At 50.9% G+C, this 26,417-nt stretch carries 26 protein-coding genes; 19 read left to right on the top strand and 7 right to left on the bottom strand.

The window, feature by feature from the left end:
- Positions 1-49: 49 nt before the first annotated feature.
- The 4 genes from EVJ29_RS05480 (at position 50) to nadE (ending at position 3,430) form a co-directional block, all read left to right on the top strand.
- The gene (locus tag EVJ29_RS05480) at positions 50-1,141 is read left to right on the top strand and encodes a virulence factor (protein ID WP_201738982.1); all 1,092 of its coding nucleotides are present in this window, start codon (positions 50-52) and stop codon (positions 1,139-1,141) included.
- Positions 1,142-1,381: 240 nt separating this feature from the next.
- A complete protein-coding gene (locus tag EVJ29_RS05475) occupies positions 1,382-1,576 on the top strand; it encodes a hypothetical protein (RefSeq protein WP_070327609.1) in 195 nt (64 codons plus the stop codon).
- Positions 1,577-1,676: 100 nt separating this feature from the next.
- The gene (locus tag EVJ29_RS05470) at positions 1,677-2,498 is read left to right on the top strand and encodes a BsuPI-related putative proteinase inhibitor (protein ID WP_236633407.1); all 822 of its coding nucleotides are present in this window, start codon (positions 1,677-1,679) and stop codon (positions 2,496-2,498) included.
- A gap of 116 nt (positions 2,499-2,614) precedes the next feature.
- A complete protein-coding gene (gene nadE, locus EVJ29_RS05465; protein ID WP_070327608.1) occupies positions 2,615-3,430 on the top strand; it encodes an ammonia-dependent NAD(+) synthetase in 816 nt (271 codons plus the stop codon).
- A 51-nt stretch (positions 3,431-3,481) separates the two neighbouring features.
- Here nadE and EVJ29_RS05460 read toward each other — a convergent pair whose 3' ends face one another.
- The gene (locus EVJ29_RS05460) at positions 3,482-3,871 is read right to left on the bottom strand and encodes a disulfide bond formation protein B (RefSeq protein WP_070327607.1); all 390 of its coding nucleotides are present in this window, start codon (positions 3,869-3,871) and stop codon (positions 3,482-3,484) included.
- 110 nt (positions 3,872-3,981) lie between these two features.
- On the opposite strand from EVJ29_RS05460, the gene EVJ29_RS05455 reads away from it, so the two are divergent.
- From EVJ29_RS05455 to EVJ29_RS05435, 5 genes are all read left to right on the top strand, one after another.
- The gene (locus tag EVJ29_RS05455) at positions 3,982-4,860 is read left to right on the top strand and encodes a LysR family transcriptional regulator (RefSeq protein WP_070327606.1); all 879 of its coding nucleotides are present in this window, start codon (positions 3,982-3,984) and stop codon (positions 4,858-4,860) included.
- On the top strand, positions 4,857-5,978 hold the full coding sequence (locus EVJ29_RS05450) for an N-acetyldiaminopimelate deacetylase (RefSeq protein WP_070327605.1): 1,122 nt from the start codon (positions 4,857-4,859) through the stop codon (positions 5,976-5,978). Before EVJ29_RS05455 ends, EVJ29_RS05450 begins: the two co-directional genes overlap by 4 nt.
- A 267-nt stretch (positions 5,979-6,245) precedes the next feature.
- A complete protein-coding gene (locus tag EVJ29_RS05445; RefSeq protein WP_131465385.1) occupies positions 6,246-7,634 on the top strand; it encodes a cytochrome ubiquinol oxidase subunit I in 1,389 nt (462 codons plus the stop codon).
- Between the two features lie 14 nt (positions 7,635-7,648).
- Positions 7,649-8,680, top strand: coding sequence for a cytochrome d ubiquinol oxidase subunit II (locus EVJ29_RS05440; RefSeq protein WP_070327603.1), 1,032 nt, complete (start codon positions 7,649-7,651; stop codon positions 8,678-8,680).
- Between the two features lie 107 nt (positions 8,681-8,787).
- Positions 8,788-9,450, top strand: coding sequence for a potassium channel family protein (locus tag EVJ29_RS05435; RefSeq protein WP_071399517.1), 663 nt, complete (start codon positions 8,788-8,790; stop codon positions 9,448-9,450).
- A 29-nt stretch (positions 9,451-9,479) separates the two neighbouring features.
- On the opposite strand, the gene EVJ29_RS05430 is transcribed toward EVJ29_RS05435, so the two are convergent.
- Positions 9,480-10,268, bottom strand: a complete 789-nt coding sequence (locus EVJ29_RS05430; protein WP_201738981.1) for a Cof-type HAD-IIB family hydrolase — start codon at positions 10,266-10,268, stop codon at positions 9,480-9,482.
- 208 nt (positions 10,269-10,476) lie between these two features.
- Here EVJ29_RS05430 and rnjA point away from each other — a divergent pair, with 208 nt between their 5' ends.
- Positions 10,477-12,144: a ribonuclease J1 gene (gene rnjA / locus EVJ29_RS05425; RefSeq protein WP_070327600.1), complete on the top strand. Its 1,668-nt coding sequence runs from the start codon at positions 10,477-10,479 to the stop codon at positions 12,142-12,144.
- Between the two features lie 61 nt (positions 12,145-12,205).
- On the top strand, positions 12,206-13,663 hold the full coding sequence (locus EVJ29_RS05420; protein ID WP_131504781.1) for a phospholipase D family protein: 1,458 nt from the start codon (positions 12,206-12,208) through the stop codon (positions 13,661-13,663).
- 383 nt (positions 13,664-14,046) lie between these two features.
- On the opposite strand, the gene EVJ29_RS05415 is transcribed toward EVJ29_RS05420, so the two are convergent.
- Positions 14,047-15,672 (bottom strand): alpha/beta hydrolase, encoded by a 1,626-nt coding sequence (locus EVJ29_RS05415; RefSeq protein WP_131504844.1) that lies wholly within the window; start codon positions 15,670-15,672, stop codon positions 14,047-14,049.
- A 1-nt stretch (position 15,673) separates the two neighbouring features.
- Positions 15,674-16,213, bottom strand: a complete 540-nt coding sequence (gene def, locus EVJ29_RS05410) for a peptide deformylase (protein ID WP_131504780.1) — start codon at positions 16,211-16,213, stop codon at positions 15,674-15,676.
- Between the two features lie 332 nt (positions 16,214-16,545).
- Between def and pdhA the strand changes: the two genes are divergently transcribed.
- The 4 genes from pdhA to lpdA all read left to right on the top strand — a co-directional run bounded on the left by pdhA (position 16,546) and on the right by lpdA (position 21,398).
- Positions 16,546-17,631, top strand: a complete 1,086-nt coding sequence (gene pdhA / locus EVJ29_RS05405; protein WP_070327597.1) for a pyruvate dehydrogenase (acetyl-transferring) E1 component subunit alpha — start codon at positions 16,546-16,548, stop codon at positions 17,629-17,631.
- Between the two features lie 3 nt (positions 17,632-17,634).
- On the top strand, positions 17,635-18,612 hold the full coding sequence (locus tag EVJ29_RS05400; RefSeq protein ID WP_070327596.1) for an alpha-ketoacid dehydrogenase subunit beta: 978 nt from the start codon (positions 17,635-17,637) through the stop codon (positions 18,610-18,612).
- A gap of 76 nt (positions 18,613-18,688) precedes the next feature.
- Positions 18,689-19,981, top strand: coding sequence for a dihydrolipoamide acetyltransferase family protein (locus tag EVJ29_RS05395; RefSeq protein WP_070327595.1), 1,293 nt, complete (start codon positions 18,689-18,691; stop codon positions 19,979-19,981).
- Positions 19,982-19,985: 4 nt separating this feature from the next.
- Positions 19,986-21,398, top strand: coding sequence for a dihydrolipoyl dehydrogenase (gene lpdA, locus EVJ29_RS05390; protein ID WP_071399522.1), 1,413 nt, complete (start codon positions 19,986-19,988; stop codon positions 21,396-21,398).
- Between the two features lie 16 nt (positions 21,399-21,414).
- On the opposite strand, the gene aac(6') is transcribed toward lpdA, so the two are convergent.
- A complete protein-coding gene (gene aac(6'), locus EVJ29_RS05385; RefSeq protein WP_131504779.1) occupies positions 21,415-21,858 on the bottom strand; it encodes an aminoglycoside 6'-N-acetyltransferase in 444 nt (147 codons plus the stop codon).
- A 75-nt stretch (positions 21,859-21,933) separates the two neighbouring features.
- Here aac(6') and EVJ29_RS05380 point away from each other — a divergent pair, with 75 nt between their 5' ends.
- Complete coding sequence (locus tag EVJ29_RS05380) at positions 21,934-22,254, top strand: DUF3055 domain-containing protein (protein WP_070327592.1); 321 nt, start codon at positions 21,934-21,936, stop codon at positions 22,252-22,254.
- Positions 22,255-22,359: 105 nt separating this feature from the next.
- On the opposite strand, the gene EVJ29_RS05375 is transcribed toward EVJ29_RS05380, so the two are convergent.
- Positions 22,360-23,841, bottom strand: a complete 1,482-nt coding sequence (locus tag EVJ29_RS05375) for an aminotransferase class I/II-fold pyridoxal phosphate-dependent enzyme (protein ID WP_070327591.1) — start codon at positions 23,839-23,841, stop codon at positions 22,360-22,362.
- Positions 23,842-24,025: 184 nt separating this feature from the next.
- Here EVJ29_RS05375 and EVJ29_RS05370 point away from each other — a divergent pair, with 184 nt between their 5' ends.
- The 3 genes from EVJ29_RS05370 to EVJ29_RS05360 all read left to right on the top strand — a co-directional run bounded on the left by EVJ29_RS05370 (position 24,026) and on the right by EVJ29_RS05360 (position 26,060).
- Positions 24,026-24,292 (top strand): UPF0223 family protein, encoded by a 267-nt coding sequence (locus tag EVJ29_RS05370; protein ID WP_070327590.1) that lies wholly within the window; start codon positions 24,026-24,028, stop codon positions 24,290-24,292.
- A gap of 247 nt (positions 24,293-24,539) precedes the next feature.
- A complete protein-coding gene (locus tag EVJ29_RS05365) occupies positions 24,540-24,728 on the top strand; it encodes a hypothetical protein (RefSeq protein WP_015881266.1) in 189 nt (62 codons plus the stop codon).
- Between the two features lie 78 nt (positions 24,729-24,806).
- Positions 24,807-26,060, top strand: coding sequence for an inositol monophosphatase family protein (locus EVJ29_RS05360; RefSeq protein ID WP_131489864.1), 1,254 nt, complete (start codon positions 24,807-24,809; stop codon positions 26,058-26,060).
- 35 nt (positions 26,061-26,095) lie between these two features.
- Here EVJ29_RS05360 and EVJ29_RS15450 read toward each other — a convergent pair whose 3' ends face one another.
- Positions 26,096-26,272 (bottom strand): DUF5325 family protein, encoded by a 177-nt coding sequence (locus EVJ29_RS15450; protein WP_167615659.1) that lies wholly within the window; start codon positions 26,270-26,272, stop codon positions 26,096-26,098.
- Positions 26,273-26,417 lie beyond the last annotated feature (145 nt).

The following is a 26,417-nucleotide window of genomic DNA, read 5'->3' as shown; positions in this document are numbered from 1 at the left end:
GCTTGCGTTTTTTTGTTGTTTTCGTCACGATTGGTGTGAGGTGATGAAGATGAAACTTGTAGCAATTGAACCAACACCAAGTCCGAACAATTTAAAGATCATTGTCGAACCGGCTTTTTCTGGCCGCGGGATCACATATGACAAGGCGAGTCAGGACGTCCCGGAGACGATCCGAGACATCATCGCGTTACGAGGCGTCAAATCGGTATACGCCGTCTCTGATTTTTTAGCGGTCGAACGGCATCCGAAACACGATTGGCACGACGTCATGAACGACATTCGTCGCGCGTTCGGCGAAGACGTCGCTGAAGGAGAAGCGAGCCAGTTGACGGCAGACTATGAGCCGGTCCACGTATCGGTCCAGTTCGTATTAGACGTCCCGATGCAGTTGAAACTCGTCAAAGGCGACGAGGAGAAACGGGTCGGTTTGTCTAAACGCTTTGTCGACGCAGCGATGCAGGTACAGCAGCAAGTGAAAAACGTCATTCAAGATCGCCGCTGGGTCGAACAAGCTCCGCGTTACGGGGAACTCGAAGACGTGAGTGCTGTCGCTCAAGAAGAGCTTGAAGCGGCCTATCCAGAAGATCGCGTCGCTCGGATTGTCGCCCGTGCTTTCGGGCGCGAGGCGGATTACGAGGCCAACGTGTCGCAACTCCAGTCGGAGGACTGGAAAGCACGGATGGCATTCTTGGATGAACTGCAAATCGAACCGGAGAACATGAATTACTTCCGCCGGGCACTCGAGGACAAGGTGATGGCGATCCGTCGTCAAGCAGTCGTCATGATTGGTATGTTTGAAGAAAATCGGGAGGATTACGTCACCTATATCGAGCAGGCACTCGTCGATCCGTCACCGATCGTGAGACGGACCGCGGGGGACACCGTCTCTGATTGGGCGTTGTCAAAATCTCAGCCATCGATGATCGAGGCGCTCAAAGATAAAAGTAAGCTTGTCCGTTGGCGGGCTGCACGCTTCTTGTTCGACTGTGGTGATGAGCAGGCCGTACCGGCTTTGAAAATCGCCGAGGACGACCGTGAGTTCGAGGTTTCTCTCCAAGCACGTCTCGCCAAAGAGCGAATTACGAGCGGAGAAACGGCACTCGGAACGGTATGGCAACAAATCTCGAACCGTTCGAAATAAACCATTCGACAAGTCAGGTTTGTTCAAATTTACAATTATAGGAAGTGAGAGGAGTTCGCTTGGCGAATTGCCTCTCTTTTTCGTTTGTCCTTACATAATTCAACCAATCGGTTAACAATCGGTGCCAGTTATTCGACAGACAAGTCGAGCTCGGAGCGGGACTGTCGAACGATAGGACGTTTTTATTTGAATAACGTTGGTACACTGAAAGTATCTTATTTGGACAAAGGAGCAACACTCATGATTCTTTTTGCAGAAACAACTGAACTCGTAGCTTACAAAGAAGTGGTCGATGGCATGATCACCGTCATTTTTGAGACGATTCATAGTGAGACGTTCTCAATCTCTGCACAAGTTCGTTCTGACATCGACGTCGCTGACTCGTTGTTCGTGACCGGTTGGCAGCAATACGTGGAAAACCTACAAGTTTCTTAAAAAAGGTAAATAATATAGGGAAATCCATTACAAACGTCTGCACGAACGTATACACTAGTGCTATAGACGTTTTTTTATTTTGTTGAGGAGAGTGGAATACGTGAAAAAAACTTGGTTGCTAGTCGTGGTCGCTGCGATGATGCTCGTGGTAGCGGCGTGTGGTAAAGAAGAAGCAACTCCGAGCGATGTGGACGGGAACTCGTCGGCAGCTCCAGCTTTATTGACGCTTGAGACGGACGCGAGCTACAATGCCGACACAAAACAATTATCGGCGACGGTTTCGATGACGAACCCGAATGAAGGACCGGTCAAGGTGACCTTCAATTCATCGCAACGTTTTCAGTTGACGGTCATGAACGGAGAAACGACCGTTTTTGATTACGGCAGCGAATATATGTTCACTGAATCAATTATCGAAGAGACGTGGGAACCGGGTGAGACGAAAGTGTTTGACGAAGTGTTCCCGCTCACACTCGAGAGCGGAGAGTATACGGTTGATTTCGTCAGTCTCGCTCAAGTCGAAGGCGCACCAGAGATGGCAGCCACCGATCAAAAAACGTTATCAGTTGAAGCGGTAGAGGCGCCGCCTGCGGAAGAACCGGCAGAAGAGCCTTCTGAAGAGCCTTCTGAAGAGCCAACGGATGAGCCGAGCGAGCAGCCGGCCCAAACGGACGGTGCGTTCAGCGATGTCTCGATTAAGAGAAACGGGAATTTGATTGAAGTGGCTGGGTACACGAACGTCGAGGAGTTCGAATGGAGCGTCTCGGACGGGCATAACGTGTTTGCGCAAGGGGCGTCGCAACCGACGGCCGGCGGCTTCACGTTCGGCGTGTTATTAGATGAGGAACCGACATCAGGACAGTCGCTCTTCCTAGAGATGACACCGATCGGCGGAGACGTCGCATCGTTCCGCGTTCAATAACCGTTAGACGGAAACTCACGTTTCCGTCTTTTTTTTGGAATCCAAACGTATTGACGACAAAACCAGATTGTCAGACAATAAGGCAAACCGACTTACAAACAAGGAGGAAACGAAAGATGCAACAACACATCATCGAATCGACTCATGTGAAATCGCACATCGATCCAGTTCAAGAAGTCCGTCGACGAATCGACTTTTTAAAAACGTACGTCAAACGTGTGGGGGCGAAAGGACTCGTCCTCGGTATTTCAGGTGGACAAGACTCGACACTCGCGGGCAAGTTATGCCAACACGCGATGGAAGAGTTGCGGGCTGAGACCGGCGGCGACTATACGTTTTATGCGGTGCGCCTCCCATACGGCGAACAACATGACGAAGACGACGCCAAGCGGGCGCTTGATTTCATCCGGCCTGACAAGACGTTCACCGTCAACATCAAGCCGGCCGTCGATGCTTCGGTCGAGGCGTTCAAACAAGCAACGACGCTCGAACTCGGCGATTTCCATAAAGGGAACACGAAAGCGCGTGAACGGATGAAAGTCCAATATGACATCGCGGCGACGTTCGGGGCGCTTGTCGTCGGGACTGACCATGCGGCAGAGTATGTGACTGGATTTTATACGAAGCACGGGGACGGGGCAGCCGATTTGACGCCACTCACGGGACTGAGCAAGCGCCAAGGAAAAGCGTTGCTCCATGAGCTCGAAGCGCACGAGAGTCTGATTTATAAAGTGCCGACGGCTGACCTCGAGGACGACAAACCGGGTCTTCCCGATGAAGTCGCACTGGGGATGACGTATGACCAACTCGACGATTATTTAGAAGGGAAAGCCGTCGACCCGGCTATCGCCGAGCGGATCGAGACGATCTTTAAACGGTCGCGCCATAAGCACCATATGCCGGCGTCGCTCTATGACGAGTGGTGGCAATAAGCTAAATAAAGAGGAGACGCGGTCAATTTCGACCGTGTCTCCTCTTTCCATTCAACGAACAGTACGTTTTGGAACGAATTGAATAGCTAAAATCAGCGTGAACGCGATGAAGCTCAAGAGCGGGATCGTGACGAACCCGAAGTAGTTCACCCAACGGATGAGACAGTCGTTGCTGCAAAACGCATCCCCGTTCGGAATCCGTTCGAGCACGACGTGGTATAGGCTGATCAGCCAGCCGGCACCGGCCATCAGTCCGATGAAGAGACGGTTGACTTCACGGTTCGTTAACATGATAGTCAAGTAATAAATCGCGAGCGGGTACATGAATATGCGCTGAAACCAGCACAGCTTGCAGGGCAGATAAAGCATGACTTCGGAGAAGTACAAACTTCCAAGCGTCGCGACGGTCGCGACAATAAAGGCAAAATGATGACGTTGCATACGATTTCCTCCTGACGACTCAAAAATTGCGAATGAACATGATATGATACAGGTTAGCAACAATGAATTTAGTATACAGTCTTAGAAACGATATAGAAATAGGTGACGTCATGCAAGTATCAGAAGTGGAAGTGTTGATCGTCCTCGCCGAAGAGTTGAATATGAGAAAAGCCGCCGAGCGGTTGTTCGTCTCCCAACCGGCTTTAAGCCAACGCCTCGTCACAATCGAGCATCAGTGGGGCAAAAAGATTTTCGTCCGCTCGACGCGAGGCCTCGCCCTCACCCCGGACGGTGAGAAAATCATCGACTTCGCGAAAAAGATGTATAGCGAAGAGCAAGAACTTCGGGGAGAGTTGACGGCCAAGCAAGGCGAAGTGTACGGGACGCTCAAAATCGCGGTCGCCTCGATCATGGGACAGTATTGGTTGCCCCGCGTCTTGAAACGATTCATGGAACGGTATCCGTCCGTCCGAGTCAAACTCGTGACGGGCTGGTCGAGCGAGATGATGCGCTATATGCTCGAAGAGAGTTTCCATATCGGGATCATTCGCGGTAATCCGGACTGGCGCGGAGAAAAGATGAAACTGTTCTCAGATTCGCTTCACCTCGTTGATATGCGGATGACCGATTTAAAGCAGTTGAAAAATAACGAGCGCTCGTTCATTCAGTTTAAGAGTGACTCGACCTATTATCAAGAAATCCTTGAATGGTGGCAAGAGCGGTTCTCGAGTCCGCCGCTCACGACACTCGTCGTCGATCAGATCGAGACGTGCAAACAGATGGCGCTGCATGGGATTGGTTTTGCCATCTTGCCGGAGTCGACGATTCGCGATGTCGAGGCGATCAATAAGATCCCGCTCACGTCGTCGAACGGGACACCGCTCGTGCGTGACACGTGGATGTTGTCGACCGACTCGATGCTCGAGCTCGCGCAAGTGAAAGCGTTTTGGGAAATCGTTGAAGAAGTGACAAAGGAGAGTGTGGAATGAGTTGGGCCATAGAAGCTAGAAGACAGTTACATTTGATTCCAGAACCGGGTTACAAAGAGTTTAAAACACAAGCGACGCTTGAGGAGTTGATTCGTTCGTTTAACTCGTCACGGGTCCACATCTCGCATTGGCGCACCGGACTGTTCGTACGTGTAGACGGTCTTGTCGGCGACAAGACGATCGGGTATCGGGCCGATATGGACGGATTGCCGATCACGGAAGAGACAGGACTGGAGTTCGCCTCGGTCCATGAAGGCATGATGCATGCCTGTGGACATGACGTCCATATGGCGATCGCGCTCGGCTTGATCAAACGCGCGATCGAAGAGCCGCTCGATCATCATCTCGTCGTCTTTTTCCAACCGGCCGAAGAAGGGCCGGGCGGTGCGGAACCGATGGCGATGTCGGAGTTGTTCTATCATTTCCGTCCTGACGCGATGTTCGGTCTCCACGTGGCGCCGGAATATCCGGTCGGCACGATTGCCTCACGACCGGGCGTCTTGTTCGCGAGTGCGCGTGAGCTCCACCTCACGATTCACGGCAAGGGTGGGCACGGCGCTTTCCCGCATGCCGGGATTGACGCTGTCATCGTTCAGGCGGCATTGATCATGCAGCTGCAGACGATCATCTCTCGCAACATCGATCCGATGGGGAGCGCCGTGATCAGTATCGGTAAAGTCGCCGCCGGCACGAAAGAGAACATCATCGCCGAGACGGCCAAGCTCGATGGGACGATCCGGGCCCTGTCGGATAAAGAAATGGTCGTCCTTGAGCGCCGGATCCGTCAAGTCATCGCCGGTGTCGAGATGACGTATAACGTCCATATCGACCTCGAGTTCGGCAACCGGTACCATGAAGTAGTGAACGACGAACGGTATTTGTTCCAGTTCGAGGAAGCGGTCGAAGACGTCGGCTATTCGTATAAGACGTGCGTTCCGGCCATGACCGGTGAGGATTTCGGCTATATGTTGAAACAAGTGCCGGGATTCATGGTGTGGCTCGGGGTGAACGACATGGGTTCAGGTCTTCATCAAGCGACGCTCAATCCAGATGAGCGGGCGATCGATGTCGCGGTCGAACTGTTCGACCATTTCTTTAGAACGGTCATTGTGAAGTGAACGAAGCGGACACGTTGCTGTCCGCTTTTTTTGTTGAAATGTGTTGAATTGTGCTTCCGATGTGAGGAAAAAGGGAAATTATTATGATTGTAAAGCGTCAATATTGTTAAGCTTGTTCAAATGTGAACATTTTGCGAACTCAAGCATTGAGACATTACAGCGCTATATAAAATCATTATGATAGGGGTATCCAAAGGAAATTATCTATGATGTTTCGTTTCACGCATCGGTGTGAAGCGCTAGAGAGAGATAGGAGGTAATCAATAGATGTTTCAAGATCCGGTCCTGATGAGTCGGGCGCTAACGGCACTCACGTTAGGTTTTCATGTGATTTTTGCCACAATCGGCGTCGGGGTTCCACTTTTAATTTTATTGGCAGAGTTTTTAGGTATTAAAAAGAAAGATCCGAAATACACCTTGATGGCTCGTCGGTGGTCGCGGGGCTATGTCGTGACCGTCGCGGTCGGTGTCGTCACCGGTACAGCCATCGGGCTGCAGTTATCACTGCTTTGGCCAAACTTGATGCGCGTCGCCGGTCAGACGATCGCGCTGCCGTTGTTCATGGAAACGTTCGCGTTCTTCTTTGAAGCGATCTTCCTCGGCATTTATTTGTACACGTGGGATCGGTTTAAAAACCCGTGGCACCATATGCTGATCGGGATTCCAGTCGCCGTTGGTGCACTGTTCTCAGGCTTCTTCATTACGACAGTCAACAGCTTTATGAACCAGCCTGTCGGATTTGATATCGTCGATGGGAAACTTGCGAACGTGAGTCCGCTCGAGGCGATGTTCAGCCCGGCGATGCCGACAAAGATGGCGCACGTATTAACGTCTGCCATTTTGACATCGGCGTTCATCTTAGCGGCGATTGCGGCCGTGCAGTTATTGCGCCAACGCCGTAACCAGCTCGACAAATTGTCTATCGAATATCACAAAAAAGGTCTTCGTTTAACGATGACCGTCGCGCTCATCTTTGCGATTGCGACTGCGCTCGTCGGAGACTTCTCAGGTAAATACTTGGCGAAGTATCAGCCAGATAAGTTGGCGGCGGCAGAGTGGCATTTTGACACCTCCTCCGAAGCCGAACTCATCTTGGGCGGATGGCTCGAAGACGATGGTGAAGGTGGTTACGAAGTACGCGGGGCCATTAAAATCCCTTATGCGTTGTCAATCTTAGCGGGCGGTGTCCCAAACTATGAGGTGACGGGTCTTAATGAATTTGCGAAAGAGGACCAACCGCCACTGTTCATCCACTATCTGTTTGATGCGATGGTCGGAATCGGGATGCTTCTTGCGCTCATTTCATTCCTGTTCGTCCTCGGACGCTACATTAAGCGATTGCCTCAATTCAGCAAACCGATGCTGATTGCGATTGCGGCGGGAGGCCCTCTCGCCATGATGGCAATCGAGTTCGGGTGGTTCTTCGCCGAGTTTGGCCGTCAGCCATGGGCGCTCTATGATTTGATGCGCACGAGTGAGGCAGCGACGACGTCGGCTAACGTAGGTTGGATGCTCATCGCCTTCGCGATCCTATATGCGGTTCTTGGCGTGGTCACAGTGCTCGTCTTGACACGTCTGTTCAAGGACAACCCAGTCGGGAAAGAACTAAAACAATCGGAACATCGCGGCGAAGCGATGTTTGCGGATGAAGTGTGATCGGAGGATATGACATGCAAATTCAAGAATTAGGGATTGCCGTATTATGGACGTTTTTATACGGCTATCTCATCGTTGCATCGATTGATTTCGGTGCCGGCTTCTTCGCTTTCTATAGTAAGTACACGAAGCGAGACCAAAAAATCAATCGCCTGATTCAACGGTATTTGTCACCGACATGGGAAGTGACGAACGTCTTCTTCGTCTTCTTCTTCGTCGGAATCGTCGGGTTCTTCCCGGATACGGCTTACTATTATGGAACGGCCTTGTTAGTACCGGCCTCTGTCGTGTTGATCTTGCTCGCGATTCGCGGAAGTTTTTATGCGTTCGCGAACTACGGTTCGAAAGAGAGTACGTTTTACGTGTTCTTGTACGGGGCGACAGGTTTATTGATTCCGGCGGCGATGTCGACCGTGCTCACGGTCAGCCAAGGCGGATTCATTAACGAGACAGAGTCGGGTGTGTTCTTTGACGGATTGAAGTTGTTCACAAACTTCTACTCGTGGACAGTCGTTATCCTTGCGATCGTGTCGGTGCTCTATATTAGTGCGATGTTCCTCTTGTTCTATGCGGACAAGGCACGTGATGTCGAAGCAGTCGGCCTCGTGCGCAAATGGGCGCTCTTCTGGAGTGTTCCGACGATCCTCGCTTCGGGCCTCGTCTTCTTCGGCTTAAAGTCACAGGCGGCATGGCACTATGAAAACATTTTGGCGGGTAACTGGTGGTGGTTCGCCGCGAGTTTCGTCTTCTTCATCATCGCCGTATCGTTCGTCTACTTGAAACGCAACTACGGACTCGCTTTCTTAATGGTCATGGGTCAGTTCTTCATGGCGTGGTTCGGATATGGCTATACGCATTTGCCGTATATCCTCTATCCGTATATCGACATTAACGGAAGCGTCGTCAACGAGTCGATGGCGATCGCGCTCGTCATCGTGTTCATTCTAGGATTGCTCTTACTCGTACCAGCGTTGTATTTATTGCTTCGTCTGTTCTTGTTCGACAATGACTATGTGCGTGGAAAACGTTCAAGCGGTAAAGCATAAGACCGGGATTTCCCGGTCTTTTTTGTATAGTTTTTTTAGGGCGAATCGGTTACACTGTACGAAGAATCGGGAACAGAAACCGCTGTAGGGAAAGGGATGTTTTGAATATGACAGGTGAATTTGCAGTCATCGGGTTAGGTCGGTTTGGTGGGTCGATCGTGCGGGAGTTGTCGTCGAACGGATATGACGTGCTCGCCATCGACGTGGATGAAGAACGCGTCAATGAGTTCATGGGCCTAGCCACGCACGCGGTCATCGCCGACACGACCGATGAGAACGTCTTAAAGAGTCTTGGGATTCGTAACTTCGAACATGTGATCGTGGCAATCGGAGAAAACATTCAAGCCTCGATTTTGACGACGTTGATTTTGAAAGAGCTCGGTGTCCAAATCATCACGGTGAAAGCGACGAACGACTACCACGAAAAAGTCCTGCGTCGAATCGGTGCGGATAACATCGTCCACCCGGAACGCGATATGGGCGTCCGGATCGCCAACGGATTGATGAGCCAAAGTATCTTGGACTACCTCGAACTTTCAAATGAACATTCGATCGTCGAGATCAAGGCTTCTGATAAACTATCGAATAAATCACTGATCGATTTGGACCTTCGTGCCAAATACGGAGTCAACATCGTCGCCATCCGTCGTGGTGACGACGTCTTGATTTCCCCTCAAGCCGACGAGATGATCCTGCCGGAAGATATCTTGATCATCATCGGAAAAGATACTGACCTCGACCGGCTCGAACGCTCGCTTCGGTCAAGATAAAAACGAGAGGCGCGCGCCTCTCGTTGTTTTTAGATTAGCTTCATAGTTTTTAGTCCGTACTCGATCCCGTCTTCAAGAATCGATTTCGTCACAAAGTCGGCCGCTTCTTTTGCCTCGGCTCGTCCGTTGCCCATCGCGATGCCTGTACCGACGTATCGGAGCATCGCCAAGTCGTTCAACGCGTCACCGAAGGCGTATGTGTTCTCGAGGCGATAGCCGTTCGTCTCGATGAAGTGGCGAATGCCGTCCGCCTTGCTCGCCCCGCGATTGATGACGTCCATCGCATGCGGGTGCCACCGGATAAAATCGAATTCGCTATAAGCGTCGAGATAATGATGCTCTTCTTCAGGCGTGCAGTAGAGCAACGTCTGATAGACGTCCTGTTCAATGTGGAAGTTTGGCGCGTACGTCGGGATCGGCATATCGAGTTCACCGAGCGACTGTTCGACGACGTGGTCGTTCGGCTTCGTCGCGCCGCCATGGTCTTGTCCGAGATAGACGAGTGTGTGGTCAAACGTTCCCGCATGGTCCGTCAAACGGCTGAGCGCATGAGTCGGTAGCGTGTTCCGATAGACGATTTCCCCACGGTGGACGACGATTTGGCCGTTGTAGCACACCATGCTCTCGATTCCAAGTTGCTGCGGGATGTCTGAGAGCATCGCCGGGCCTCGTCCCGTCGCGATGAACGTCTCGACTCCGTTCGCACGAAGTTGTTCGATCGCCGCAATCGTCGAAGGCGGAATATACGTCCCTTCGTGGAGAAGCGTGCCGTCAATATCAAAAAAGACTACTTTTTTATCTTCCATTCGAATCACCATGCTTTCTCTGTCTTGTTTAGGGTATTTCTATACAGAAAAGCATACCACGAAATCAAGAAACCGCCCTCAATCTGACGTCATTAGTGAAATTTTGTCACAATATGAGCTATAATGAAGAAAGAATCTTACGGAGACATAACTTTATCACGAGAATCACTTATGTATCACATAGATGAAAATCAACTAACTAGAAGTAAGGAGAGATTAAATGAAGTTTGTAAAGAACCATCAAACCGCTGTGTTCGCATTAGGCGGACTCGGAGAAATCGGGAAGAATACGTATGTCGCTCAATTTCAAGATGAGATCATTGTCATCGACGCCGGGATTATGTTCCCAGAGGATGACTTGCTTGGGATCGACTACGTCATTCCAGATTACTCATACTTGATCAAAAACAAAGAAAAAGTAAAAGGGGTGTTCATCACCCACGGTCACGAAGACCATATCGGTGGAATCCCGTTCTTGTTGAAACAAGTCAAACTGCCGATCTATGCGACAAAGCTCGCCCTCGGGTTGATCAAAGTGAAACTTGAGGAGCACGGCTTGCTTCGCGAGGCCGAATTGCATGAAATCGATGAGGATACGATCGTCAAGTTCAGAAAGACGAGTATCTCGTTCTTCCGGACGACCCACTCGATTCCGAACTCGCTCGGTGTCGTCGTCAAGACGCCACAAGGCAACATCGTCCATACCGGCGACTTCAAGTTCGACTTCACACCGGTCGGCGAGCCGGCTGATATCGCCAAAATGGCTGAAATCGGGAAAGAAGGCGTCCTTTGTCTCTTGTCAGACTCGACGAACGCAGAAATCGAAGGGTTCACGATGAGTGAAAAAGTCGTCGGCGGGACGATCAGTGAGACGTTCCGTAAAGCGGAAGGGCGCATCATCTTCGCGACGTTCGCCTCGAACATCTATCGTCTGCAACAAGTCATCGACTCTTGTGCTGAGACGGGCCGCCACTTGCTCATCTTCGGTCGCTCGATGGAAAAAGTCATGACGATCGGACAAGATCTCGGCTTTATCAACGTACCAAAAGGAATGATTATCGAGACGAACCAGATGCGCAACTTCCAACCACATGAAGTGGCGATTCTCTGTACCGGATCACAAGGTGAACCGATGGCTGCGCTCAGCCGGATTGCGAACGGGACACACCGTCAAGTTTCGATCATCCCTGGCGACACGGTCATCTTCTCATCGTCACCGATTCCTGGTAACGCCGTGTCGGTCGGTAAAACGATCAACCAACTGTACAAAGCGGGCGCTGACGTCGTCTACGGTAAACTCACGAACATCCATACGTCAGGTCACGGATCGCAACAAGAGCAGCTGCTCATGATCCGCTTGCTCAACCCGAAATTCTTCATGCCGATTCACGGAGAGTACCGCATGTTAGTGAAACATGCCGAGCTCGCGCAATCGGTCGGGATCCCGAAAGAGAACACGTTCGTAATGGACAACGGCGAAGTGCTCGCCGTCGATGCCGATTCGGCTGCCATTACAGGAAAAATTTCGGCGAACGCCGTCTATGTTGACGGAAACGGCATCGGTGACATCGGCAATATCGTCTTACGCGATCGCCGGATCTTGTCAGAAGATGGACTTGTCGTCGTCGTCATCAGCATCGACGGCAAGACGCGAAAACTCGTCTCCGGACCCGATATCATCTCGCGCGGATTCGTGTACATGCGTGAATCGGGCAGCCTAATTCGTGACGGTGAGCGCTTGCTCAAGAAGACGGTCGAACAAGGCTTATCGAACAAGCAGATGAAATGGTCAGAGATGAAGCAACTTGTCTCGGATACACTCACGCCATACTTGGCTCAAAAAACACGAAGACACCCAATGGTTCTTCCGATCATTATGGAAGTATAAACGAACGGGCTGTAGGTGACTACAGCCCGTTTTTTAGAGAATGAAAAAAGGGGCGGTGCGTATGGAACGGAAGAAGCGTAAGACAGGTTGGCTCAAGTGGGGACTTGCCGCATTTGCGATCTTATTTTTAGTCACGATGATTTATCATCAAGTAAAACCGCTGCCAGAAGGGGTGTCTCGAGCATCCGAACCGGTAAACATCTCGGATGACCAAATCGATTTTTTGTCTGATTTGACATACCAAGGAGAAGACACCGAAGTCAATGAGCAAGAGATCTTCCAAGATGTCGAGCGATCGATCCGCGACGCCCGGGAGTATATCGTCATGGACTTTTTCTTATTCAATCCATATTCAAATGAAGATCGACCGTATCCGGACATCACGGCCCGCCTGTCGTCAGCACTCATAGAACAGATGGAGCTCTATCCGGACTTGAACGTCGTCTTGATCACAGACGAGATCAACACGACGTATAACGGTCACGCGTCTGACCATTTAGACGTGCTCAAGGAAGCGGGCGCGGAGATCGTCTACACGAACCTCGACGCGTTACGTGACCCGAATATCTTGTACTCGACGTTGTATCGCATCGGATTCCAATGGTTCGGGGACAGCCAAAACGGTTGGCTCCCGAACCCGATGGCGAAATCGGCACCGGACATCACGATTCGTTCTTATTTACGGTTACTGAACGTGAAAGCGAACCATCGCAAAGTCATGGTGACGGAGAACGACGGGTTCGTCCTCTCGGCGAATCCGCATGACGCGTCCGGTTACCATTCAAATGTCGGCGTCCGACTCGACGGTCCGATCCTAGCTGACATTCTTGAAGGGGAAGAGGCGATCGCCCGGTTCTCGAAAGGGGACGCGAGCCGTTTCCCGAGTGAAGAAAAGCTCGCCGCCTTACGTGACGAGGATTCGGACGGACCGATGCAGGTTCGTTACGTCACCGAGTCGAAAATTCAAGAAGCCGTCGTGAAAGCGATGGACGAGGCGGAAGCGGGCGAGACGATTTGGATCGGCATGTTCTATTTGGCCGATCGGAACATCATCCAAGCAATCCACGATGCCGCCGAGCGCGGCGTGTTCGTCAAGCTCATCCTTGACCCGAACACGAACGCGTTCGGGCGTGATAAGTCGGGTCTCCCGAACTTGCCGGTCACGGCTGAGCTCGTCGAAGTCAATCCGGAACAGATCGAGGTCCGTTGGTACGAAGTCGGGAAAGAACAATATCATCCGAAGATGCTCTACGTCGAAGGCGAGCAGCGTGTCGTTGTGATGGGGTCAGGCAACTATACGACCCGGAATATGAACGACTATAACCTCGAGGCGGACGTTGAAGTGACGACTGCGACCGAGACTGAGTTCATGCGCGAAGTCGATAGCTATTTCAAACGGCTTTGGAACAACGAGGACGGGACGTACACCGTCGCTTATGATGAGATTCAGACCGACTTGCCGATCGGCAAGTACTTGCTCTACTGGTTACAGAAGTTGACGTGGACGATGACCTACTGACCTAAAAACAAGCCCGTCCTCATCAGAGGGCGGGCTTCAGCTTGTTGACTAACATGATTGCTATGGCTCGTCCTTTCGGCGCCCACGCTTTCCGCAGGCAATCCCGGAGCCGCATCGCGACTCGCGTCGCTGCTGGGTCTCCGTTGGATTGCTATCCTGCAGGAGTCGCGGCGCCATCGGACGAGCAACGCACACGGTCCCATCTGGCGGCGGTCACCGCACAAAACATGAAGAAGCTGACTAGTTTATTGGCCTGGAGAGACCGTATACATACCATTTTTTCAATCTTGTGCCGGGCAGAGTGACTCGAGGTCATCGAACATAAAAAAGCGAATTGGTTCGTCAACAGCCTAAGCCCGTCCTCATCAGAGGACGGGCTTGTTTTATTGCGTTTCGACTGGATTGAACTCATTTGAATACTCGTATAAGAACTCGCCCGTCTCACGGAGCACGTCCGTCTTCCGATGAAGTGAGAAGTGATCGTATGGGACGGTCTCGGTACCGATATTATTCGTGTATTCCTCGAGCAAGAGCGAGCTCGACGGTTCGATCAAGTTGAACTCGCCGCCTCGTCCTGAGAACGAATACACTTGGACGGAGCGGGGCCACGTCTCAAGCTTGGCCTGGAACGACTTGAGCCCATCAGAACTCGGCGACAAGTCGCGGATGGCCGGACTGCCCGTGTTCACACCGAAGTTGCTGGCGGATAAACCGAAGTTGGCGAGGCGCGTCCCGGCGAACGGGCTATCAAACGTAACGAGCTTATCGACGATATACTCGTCTTGGTTCAAAATGTAGTTGGCTGCGGCGACACCGCCCATACTGTGACCAATTACATACATGCGGTCGAATGAACGGTTTCGTTCCGCTTTGTACTTTTCGATGGCGAGGTTCAACCATTTCGTCTGGTTGTTCAAGGACGCTTCAGCATCCTCATATTCAATCCGGACGATCGGTCGGTTCGAACTGTAATCATTGATGACGCAGTCGACCGCTCCTTTCGCTGTCACCGTACAAAGCGCACCGTCTTTGGCAAGTCCGCGCTGCTCCATGTATTGGGAGAAGCGGAGGAACGTCCGGTCGGTCCCGAGCAGGCCGTGGACGGCGAACGTCGGGATGAACTCATCGGTTTGGGCGGCTTGACGGATGGCTTCGACTTTTCGATCGTTCGTCAGTTCTTCACGTACGGTCACGATAATGATGGCTAACGCTAACAGGATGATCAACATACCGAGCACGCGCGAACGGATTGATGTCCGGTCGGGGTTTCCGACATTTTTCCTAGATCTCCGCCAAACGAAGAAAGCAGTCACACTAGCAATGAGGGCAACGACGATCGTGATGATCCACGCTTTGACGTTCGGTACGTGCGCGACAAGCATCATATTGTTTTGGCGTCCGCCGTACACTTGCCACTCGACTTGTTTCATCGAACGAGGGTCAAGGCCGGTCCCGTCCTCGACGAACACACCGGTCGGTACCGTCAAATTGAAACGGATGTCGGCTTGGCGGATGTAACGCTCGGCGAGTTCTTTCGGGGAACCGCTCAAGTTGACACCAGGCAAGTCGACGCGATCGAGACGTAAATCCAAGTTCGTCTTCAATACGTATGAATCGAACCAAATGCCGTCTTCCTTTTGAACGTCAAATTCCACGTCGGGGGGAACGAGGACACCGGCCGGTCCGGTCTTCCATTCCTGTTTAATGTTTTGCAGCTCATCGACGTTTTTGAACGTCTTCTTTAACACCATACCTTCGTAATCGTCTTCGCTCGAATAGTCTCGAGTCGCATAGCCGTTATCGTTCGCTTGTTGTTTCCACGTTTTCCAGTCGAGCCGTAAGTTTAATAGCTTCATGACCGGGTGATCGCGGAACGCATACGTCGTCTCGAGCGTGACAGACTGATCGTAGTGGACGGTGGCGTCATATTCGATCCGGACGCATCCACCGATTAAAAGAAACAAGAATGGGAATAGGAACAACAGTGTCTTTTTTTTCACGCTCGTCACCTCAGATCGGTTCACCGTATGTTTCTAGCGGATTGGTCGTATTAATGCGGTCATAAAACAGGACGCCGTCCAAGTGGTCGAGTTCGTGTTGGCAGACGATGGCTCGCATCCCGCGAAGACGTAACTTGATCGGATTGCCGTCACGGTCAAATCCTTCGAGGGTGATGCGACGGTGACGGGGTACGTTGCCTTTGACGATGCGATCGACAGATAAGCAGCCTTCACCGCCGTTCAAATACGTCTGTTCGAGCGAGTGACTCGTGATTTTCGGATTGAAGATCGACAGCTTGAACGTCTCTTCTTCCTCTTTTAGTAGGACGGTGAAGAACCGGCGATTGACACCGAGTTGTGGTGCAGCAATTCCGACACCGCCGCGAAGCTCATATTTCTCACTGATCTCAGGGTCTTGGCTGTTGACGAGGAACGTTTCCATCTTGTCGAGCAGGGCGAGGTCTTCTGCCGTAGGTGGAAGCGAGACTTCACTTGAACGGTTACGGAGCCGCTCATCTCCTTCACGAATCACGTCTTTCATTGTTAACATGGGTAAACTTCCTTTCCAATTGCGATATGTCCAATTATATCATATTTAATGAGCGAATCGCTCAGATGGTACAGAAGGTGAAATGAAAATGATACAGAGCGTAAAACATTCGAAAAATGTGTTCATGTAAGCGTTTTTATGGAGTGAGCATATTTTTTGCGTTATTGTAACAACCCGTTTTATACTGACAAGGAAACGGCAGGAGAAGTCATACTTTCCTGAATCACGTTAATACAGATTGCTTTTTTGGACAGATACACTTAAGATTTGAGGTAGTGTTTGATCACAAAAAAAGACAATTGTCTCATAGTTGAAAGGATGAGGTGAAACGAATGAACAACGTTCAGGTACTTCAAAACGTGGAAGAAAACTTCCAAACGTTCCGTATTCTCGACGAGAAGGGCGAGGTCGTCAACCAAGACGCAATGCCAGATGTAACGGACGAGCAACTTCAGGAGCTTATGCGCCGCATGGTCTATACTCGAATTTGGGATCAGCGTGCCATCTCGCTTAACCGTCAAGGACGCCTAGGTTTCTACGCGCCAGTGGCAGGGCAAGAAGCAACGATGATCGGGACGCAATACGCGCTCGACAAGCAAGACTGGATTCTTCCGGGTTACCGCGATATCCCGCAACTCGTATTCCACGGACTTCCGCTTTATCAAGCGTTCTTGTTCTCACGTGGTCACGTGGCAGGAAACCGCATCCCAGAAGACGTTAACGTCTTAATGCCACAAATCATTATCGGTGCACAAATCATTCAAACAGCGGGTGTGGCCATGGGTCTCAAACGCAACGGCAACACGAACGTCGCCATTACTTACACGGGTGACGGCGGATCGTCACAAGGTGACTTCTACGAAGGTATGAACTTCGCAGGTGCATTCAAATCACCAGCTATCTTCGTCGTTCAAAACAACCGCTTCGCAATCTCGACACCTGTTGAGAAGCAGACGGCAGCTAAAACGATCGCGCAAAAAGCTGTAGCAGCGGGCATCAACGGAATCCAAGTTGACGGTATGGACGTACTTGCTGTCTTCGCCGCAACACAACAAGCGCGTAAAGACGCACTTGATGGGACACCGACGCTCATCGAAGCACTCACATACCGTTACGGACCACATACGCTCGCTGGGGATGACCCAACACGTTACCGTACGAAAGAACTCGATTCAGAGTACCAAGAAAAAGATCCACTCGTACGTTTCCGTCTTTTCCTCGAAGGCAAAAAGCTTTGGAGCGAAGACATGGAGAACGAAGTGATCGAACAAGCGAAAGCAGACGTGAAAGAAGCGATCAGCCTCGCGGACAAAGAACCAAAACAAAAAGTTTCGGACTTCATCAACAACATGTTCGAAACACTCCCTTCAAACTTGAAAGAGCAGCTTGAAGAATATACAGCAAAGGAGTCGAAGTAAGTTATGGCTCAAATGACAATGATCCAAGCGATTACTGATGCGATGCGCGTTGAAATGAAGCGCGACGAGAAAGTACTTCTTTTCGGAGAAGACGTTGGTAAAAACGGTGGGGTCTTCCGTGCAACGGAAGGTCTCCAAGACGAGTTAGGCGAAGACCGCGTCTTCGATACGCCACTCGCTGAGTCTGGTATCGGTGGTCTCGCGATCGGTCTTGCACTCACAGGCTTCCGTCCAATCATGGAAGTTCAATTCTTCGGATTCGTATTCGAAGTATTTGACTCAGTTGCTGCCCAAATGGCACGTATGCGTTACCGTTCAGGCGGCGCTTACAGCCAGCCGGTTACAATCCGTTCACCTTTCGGTGGCGGCGTTAAAACACCAGAACTTCATGCGGACAGCCTTGAAGGATTGATGGCTCAGACACCTGGTCTTAAAGTCGTCATCCCGTCAACACCGTATGATGCAAAAGGTCTTTTGATCGCGTCAATCCGTGACAACGACCCAGTCGTATTCCTCGAGCACATGAAACTTTACCGTTCGTTCCGTGGCGAAGTACCAGAAGGCGACTACACGATCGAGCTTGGAAAAGCAGACGTGAAACGCGAAGGTACTGACGTTTCGATCATCACATACGGTGCGATGGTTCATACTTCACTCAAAGCAGCTGAAGAACTCGAAAAAGAAAACATCAACGTCGAAGTAATCGACCTCATGACAATCAGCCCGCTTGATATCGACACAATCGTCGAGTCAGTTAAAAAGACTGGCCGCGCGATCGTCGTTCAAGAGGCACAGCGTCAAGCAGGGATTGCGGCGAACGTCGTAACTGAAATTCAAGAACGCGCGATTCTTCACCTCGAAGCACCAGTGCTTCGTGTAACTGCACCAGACACGGTCTTCGCTTTCGCACAAGGTGAAGATGCATGGTTACCTGACCATAAAGATGTCGTTGCAAAAGTTAAAGAAGTTATCAACTTCTGATCGTGTTCATTTAACGATAAGGGAGAATTGTCTCCCTTGTCGTGTTTACATGATTATTCGATAGGAGGAAAAACCAGTGGCAGTATTTGAATTTAAATTACCAGACATCGGTGAAGGAATTCACGAAGGTGAGATCGTCAAGTGGTTCGTCAAAGCAGGGGATACAGTGAAAGAGGATGACATCCTCCTCGAAGTTCAAAACGACAAAGCCGTCGTTGAGATTCCTGCTCCGGTCGACGGAACAGTCAAGGAAGTTAAAGTCTCTGAAGGAACAGTTGCCATCGTCGGCGACGTCCTCATCACGTTCGATATCGAAGGTGACGCACCAGCCGGTGAAGAAGAGGCAGCTCCTGAACAGCCAAAAGCTGAAGAGAAGACAGAAGAGATTCAAGAAGACGTGAAAGAAGACGGTCCACGTGAAGTTCAACTTCACAAGTCTGAGCGTGTCATCGCCATGCCTTCGATTCGCAAGTACGCTCGTGAAAAAGGCGTCGACATCCGTGAAGTCAAAGGAACTGGCGACAACGGTCGCGTTCTTAAAGAAGACATCGACGCGTTCGCAAACGGTGAAGCACCGACAGCGGAAGCTACAACAGAGAAAACAGAATCTGTAGCGACGGCCTCGGCTGCGAAGACGGAAATCAAGCCTTACGAGTCAGCTACACCTGAACTCGAAACGCGCGAGAAAATCCGTGGTATCCGTAAAGCGATCTCGAAAGCGATGGTCAACTCGAAACATACGGCTCCGCACGTAACACTCATGGACGAAGTCGATGTCACGAAACTTGTCGCACTCCGTAAAGAGTTCAAACAAGTCGCGGCTGACCAAGGCGTGAAACTCACGTACTTGCCATTCGTCGTCAAAGCATTGACAGCGGCAGCGAAAGCTTACCCAACGATCAACGCGTCAATCGACGATGTAAACGAAGAAATCGTCTACAAAAACTACTACAACATCGGTATCGCAGCTGACACGGATAACGGCCTCGTCGTTCCTGTCGTCAAAGATGCGGACCGTAAATCAGTCTACGCACTTGCAAACAACATCAATGAGCTTGCTGGCAAAGCCCGTGAAGGCAAACTTGCTGGGGACGACATGAAAGGCGGATCGATCACAATCACGAACATCGGTTCAGCTGGTGGACAATGGTTCACACCTGTCATCAACCACCCGGAAGTTGCAATTCTCGGTATTGGCCGCATTGCTGAAAAAGCTGTCGTCAAAGACGGCGAGATTGTCGCAGCACCAGTGCTCGCACTTTCATTCAGCTTTGACCACCGTCTCATCGATGGTGCGACTGCTCAAAACGCGCTCAACATGGTCAAACGTTTGCTTCAAGATCCAGCACTTCTAATGATGGAGGGATAATAACATGGTAGTAGGAGAATTCGCACAAGAAACTGATTTACTTGTCATCGGCGCCGGTCCTGGTGGATACGTCGCAGCAATCCGCGGCGCACAACTTGGACTCAAAGTTACAATCGTTGAAAAAGGCAACTTTGGCGGTGTCTGCTTGAACGTCGGTTGTATCCCATCTAAAGCTTTGATTACGGCTGGACATAACTTCCAGCACGCTAAAGGTCACTCGTCAATGGGAATCACATCTGACAACGTGTCAGTTGACTTCACGAAAGTCCAAGACTGGAAACAGTCGGTCGTCAACAAATTGACTGGCGGCGTCAAAGGTCTTTTGAAAGGCAACAAGATCGAGATCGTTCAAGGTGAAGCGTTCTTCGCAGCTGAAGACACAGTTCGTGTCATCACAGAAGATAGCTCAACTCCTTACAAGTTCAAGAAAGCGATCATCGCGACTGGTTCGACACCAATCGAGATTCCATCGTTCAAATGGTCAAAACGCGTTCTTTCTTCAACTGGCGCATTGGCTCTTCCAGAAGTTCCGAAAAAGCTCGTCGTCATCGGTGGCGGCTACATCGGAATGGAACTTGGGACAGCGTATGCGAACTTCGATACTGAAGTCGTAGTCGTTGAAGGCGCAAGCGACATCTTGTCTGGCTTCGAGCCACAAATGACGCAAATCGTCAAAAAGAAACTCAAACAAAAAGGCAACGTCACGATCCACACGAACGCTCTTGCAAAAGGTGTCGAGGAAACGGAAGACGGCGTTATCGTGAAGTTTGAAGTGAACGGCGAAGAACAGACTGTTGAAGCGGACTACGTCCTCGTCACAGTCGGACGCCGTCCGAACACTGGCGACATCGGCCTCGAGAATGCTGAAGTTAAAATCAGCGACCGCGGCATCATCGAGATCGACGACCAGTGCAAGACGTCGAACGAAAACATTTATGCAATCGGCGACATCGTACCAGGACCACCGCTCGCACACAAAGCTTCTTACGAAGCAAAAGTTGCAGCGGAGGCAGCTGCAGGTAAGCCGGCTTACCTCGACTACTCAGCAATCCCAGCGGTCGTCTTCACTGACCCTGAACTTGCGACAGTCGGTTACACAGAACCGCTCGCTAAAGAAGAAGGACTCGATTTCACAGTATCGAAATTCCCATTCGCAGCGAACGGTCGTGCCCTCGCTCTCGACGAGCCAGACGGCTTCATGAAGCTCATCACGCGTAAAGAGGACGGTCTTTTGATCGGTGCTCAAATCGCGGGTACAGGCGCTTCTGATATGATTGCCGAGCTTGGTCTCGCCATCGAAGCAGGCATGACAGCTGAAGACATCGCGCTCACAATCCACGCTCACCCATCACTCGGTGAGATGGCAATGGAAGCGGCAGAAATCGCAATGGGTATGCCAATCCACGTCGTTAAGTAATACAAAAACTCTCTCGCTACTCGCGGGAGAGTTTTTTGATGTAGTGGACGGTCCGTTCGATTTCATCGAAACCGATTCGAGCATGAAAACGTTGGCTCCCCTCATTGTCAAGCTCCGTATCTGAAGCGAGTTCGTCACAGCCTTTCGACCGAGCGTATGATGCGGCAGCTTCGACGAGCCGAGTCGCCACATCCTGCCCGCGTACGGATTCGTCAACGTATATCCCTTCTAAGAACGCAGTCGGAGAAGAGACGGCGCCGGGAACATAGTCATGTCTGAAACTGAGCTGGCAAAACCCGACTGCCGTGTTGTCGGTCGCCAAAAAATAATGCATCTTGCCGGAACGCAATCCGAGACGAAGCTCGGCCGTCAACTCGATCAACGGGGCGTCGGGCCAGAGCGCTTGCATGAGCGTCAATAGTGCGGCTTCGTCGCGCGCGCTTGCTTTTCGAATGTTCATGAGTCATCCTCCCTAGGTTTCACAAGTTCAGTATAAAGGAAAATAACATATGAAGTCAGAAAGGAGGGAATGATCATGGCGTTTGATGAGGAGCTATTATATACCGTTTCCGAGACGAGCCGCGTTCGGTTTACCGGCATCGAAACCGAGACGTCTCGTTATGATTTCGGATTTGTCTATACGCACCAGTTCATGGGGAAAGTACTCGTCGTCTGCATGCAGACCGGACAGTCAGCCCTTCTCGATATGCATGCGCTCGAAGAACCGAGACAGCTTTATCCGATGCTTGGAATCAATCTGTATGACACCGATCATGTTGCTGAATTTTTGCGTCTTTGTCTCGAGGAAGGGACGAAAGATGAAAAAACTTCAGAATCACCTCTTGAAAAAATGTAAGCGTTTTCTTATAATGGGTAGTAGGGGAAGCAATTCGATCATCATAAGCATCTTTTCTTCTGATGACACAAAGCGAGCCGGTCAAATTGACCGGCTCGCTTTCGTTTAGCGGATTGCTTTCGTTTGTTGGATGACTTTAATCATTTGAAGCGACTCGTCTTCAAGACCTTGAACCGGTAAACCAGCTTCGATATTGGCCGTGATGTATTCGAGTGTCGATGCCGTGATCAATTCTCCAGGAATGATGATAGGAATCCCTGGTGGATACACCATGATGAACTCAGCCGAAATTCGTCCGACGGCGTTCTCGAGGGGAATCGTTTCCGTCTCTTCGTAGAACGCGTCTCGTGGGCTGAGCGCGAGTGGTGGGATCTCCGGGAGCATGATCGATAAAGAATCGTTCCCAGACTGCTTATACACCGATACGACATCGTGCATCGCATCGATAAGTGCTTGAATCGTCGACTCATCGTCGGCACTCGTCACGATGAAGAGGACGTTCAACAAATCGGACATCTCGACTTCGATGCGGTGATGTTCGCGCAAATATTTCTCGATTTCAAATCCGGTAATTCCAAGCTCACGAACCGATACGAGTACTTTCGTCTCATCTAAGGCGTACGTCGACTCAGAATGGAGCTCAGAGTGGCCGTAGACCGATAAATGCGGCATGTTGTTGATGGCGACGCGTGCCATTCGTGAGAGCGTGAGGGCGCGTTCGTTCATGGCCTCACCTTTTGTCGCCAATTGGCGCCGGGCTGCGTCGAGCGAGGCGAGAAGTAGGTAGGACGTCGACGTCGTCGTAATCATCGAGAGCATCGCGTGGATCCGCTCTGGAGAGACAAGACCGCGGCGTACGTTCAAAATCGAGCTACCTGTCATCGAGCCACCGAGCTTATGCACGCTCGTCGCAGCGACGTCTGCGCCCGCTTGCATCGCCGACAGAGGGAGCTCGTCGTGGAATGGCAAGTGGACACCGTGCGCTTCGTCAACGAGTACAGGGACGTCCTGAGCGTGAGCAACGGCGACGATGCGTTCGAGGTCACCAGCGACACCGAAGTACGTCGGGTTGATGACGAGGACGGCTTTCGTGTCAGGATGCAGCTCGAGCGCGCGCTCGACAGCGCTTGCCGTGATGCCGTGGGCGATCCCGTACGTCTCATCATATTCAGGATGAATGAATACAGGATGGGCTCCGGTCAAGACGAGCGCTGACATGACGGATTTATGCACGTTACGCGGGACGATAATTTTTTCGTTCGGCCCGACGACGCCCATGATCATTGCCATGATGGCGCTCGATGTACCTTGGACCGAGAAAAATGTCTCATCAGCACGGAACGCTTCAGCAGCGAGACGCTCGGCTTCAGCAATCGAAGCTTTCGGATGATGCAAGTCATCAAGTGGAGCGATGTTGATCAAATCGATTTTTAAAGCATTTTCGCCGATGAAGTCACGAAATTCGGGATCCATTCCTTTTCCGCCTTTATGACCGGGAATATGGAACGCAATCGGATTTGTATTGACGTGTTTGAGCAACGTCTCAAATAGCGGCGTGTCGAGCTGTGTAGACCCTTTAATTTTCAATAGTAAGCCCTCCTTGAAATCAGCGTTTGTATGGGATCGGTCGTTTACGTATACTAAGTTTCTTTACCCGGTGAATGATTGGTCTGCTATGCAGAAAAACGATGCAACAAAAAAACTATAGAGATTTCCAAGTCAACTTGCAATAGTTTTTTTTGTTGATACAATGGTTGTCGAGGTGAAGAATATGCAAATCAACTATCCAATCAATCCGGACTGGACGACGGAAGAACTGATCGAAGTCGTCGAGTTCTATAATCAAGTCGCACTCGCCAACGAAGGCGGCGTCGATCGGGAAGAATTTTTAGCAACGTATCGGTCGTTCAAACAAATCGTGACATCAAAATCAGAAGAGAAGCAACTGAGCGCTGTCCACGATGAGCAGACCGGATACTCTACCTATCGTACGGTCCAAGCGGCCTTGAAATCAAATACTAAGATTATCAGGTTGTAACAAATGAATTGCAGGAACCGACGAATCTGTCGGTTGCTGCTTTTTTTAGTTAATACCTTAAGAAATAGGGTACATATCACTAACGGTTATTTAAGGTTTAGGACCGGTTGAAGTGGGAATATATCCACTAAGATAAAAAATTCAAAATAGTCAGACAATTCTCTTTCTTTTTTGAATCTCATCTGATATACTCAATTCAACTTACTAAACCGTAACTTGTAGCCCAACAAAAGGAGTGTGGCATCTCATGAAACAAGTGATTGAGGCATTCAAAAGAAAAGACGCAGAAAAACGGATTCCGGTGCTGCGCCTAGAGATTGATTATGAATTGGCAACACTCTTCGATGCAATGGCGTCACAAGACGATGCCACTGTCCAGGCTAGCAAGCATCGGTTAGAGAAATACCGCCAAGAACTTTTGCGTCTCGAAGCCTGACCCACAACCGCTCATTCAACCAGTATTCCACGCGAATACTGGTTTTTGTTTGCTATAATACATAGAGAGGTGATAAATATGTTGGAATGGTTTGCGATTGATCTAATCAAACAAGCAGGGGAATATATCCGCCTTCAAATTGATGAAAGTTATCGGATCGAGCGGAAGACGGGCAAAGGGGACTTGGTCACTGAAATCGATCGAGCGGTCGAACAACTAATCGTCGACCGCATCCGAGCGGCGTATCCGGAGCATCAGATCGTCGGAGAAGAAGGCATCTCGACACAGCCTGACAAGTTGACAGGGACGGTTTGGTTTGTCGATCCGATCGACGGGACGCTCAATTTTATTCATCAAAAGCGGATGTTCGCCATCTCGATCGCGATTATGGTCGATGAGGTCGTCGAGTATGGATTTGTCTATGATGTGATGGCTGACGAGCTGTTCGTGGCACGACGTGGTTATGGGGCGACGCTCAACGGACGGAAGTTGCCGCAGCTTCATGAACATCACGTCCGTGACGCATTTTTGAGTATGAATGCGACGTGGGTGACCCCGAACCAACAGATTGCGCCGGAAGTGTTGGCACCGATCGTCCGCGACTCTGTCGGGACACGAGCGCACGGGGCCGCCTCACTCGAACTGGCTTGGGTTGCGGCCGGACGGGTCGACGGCTATATCACGATGCGCAATATGCCGTGGGATTACGCGGCCGGAAAACTTCTCGTCGAAGAAGTCGGGGGACGCGTCGTCTCCTTATACGGTGAACCCGTCAGCTATAAAGGGAAGACATCGGTCCTCGGCGGGAGCGAGACGTTCGTCAAGGACGTCATCAAGCATTACGTCATCGCCAAAAACGTGGCGCCTGAAGTGAGGCCAGACCTTGTGATTGAACCGAACAAAACGTACGATCGCGTGCGCGATTTGCTCGTCTTGGCGAATCCGAACGAGGCGATGGTGCAAGCGCAATACGCACAGGGCACGACATTTGAGGCTTTACTCGGCGGTGAACTCGTCGGGGCGTATATGCTTGTCCGTCGCAGTGCGGAATCGGTCGAACTCGTCAACATCGCTGTCAAACCTGACCGTCAAAACCAGACGATCGGGCAACGGATGCTCCAAGACGCCATCCGTCGGGCGGCTAGCGGAAGTGCGAGCGAACTGCTCGTCTGCACGGGCAACTCAAGCATCGTCCAGTTGCGCTTCTATCAACAAGCCGGATTCCGTTTTGCTTCGGTCGAACGCGATTATTTTCCGAACCATGGCTACGAGGCGATCGAAGAAGACGGACTCGTGTTGCGAGACCGCATCTGTTTGACGCGAGAATTATAAAACAAGGCCCAAGGCGCTCGCCTCGGGCCTGTTCGTTATGGGCGTCGGTCTGCTAGGACACGGCGGCGCAAGTTGATGCCGAAGAATGTAGCGACCGCGCTCAACGCGAGACTGCCAACGATGATGGCGGTACTCGCTTCGGCGACACCGATGCCGATACCGACAAAACCGGCGACGACGGCGATTGCGATCAAGACGAACATGAGTTGCATCGAAATTCCCCCTTTTTTTCTTGGCTCTATCTCATTGTAAGCAAAATCAGCGCAATTGGAAACGGTAACAGACTATATAACGTGACAAAGGTGGTAGCACCTGTGCTATACTCTTTAAGTTGAATACAAAGTTGAAACTTTTCAA

The organism is Exiguobacterium sp. SH4S7, assembly GCF_004336795.1.
In the GTDB taxonomy this organism is placed as follows: Bacteria; Bacillota; Bacilli; order Exiguobacteriales; family Exiguobacteriaceae; genus Exiguobacterium; species Exiguobacterium aurantiacum_A.
The sequence above is the reverse complement of the archived record's forward strand: the minus strand, read 5'-3'. Positions and strand labels throughout refer to the sequence as shown.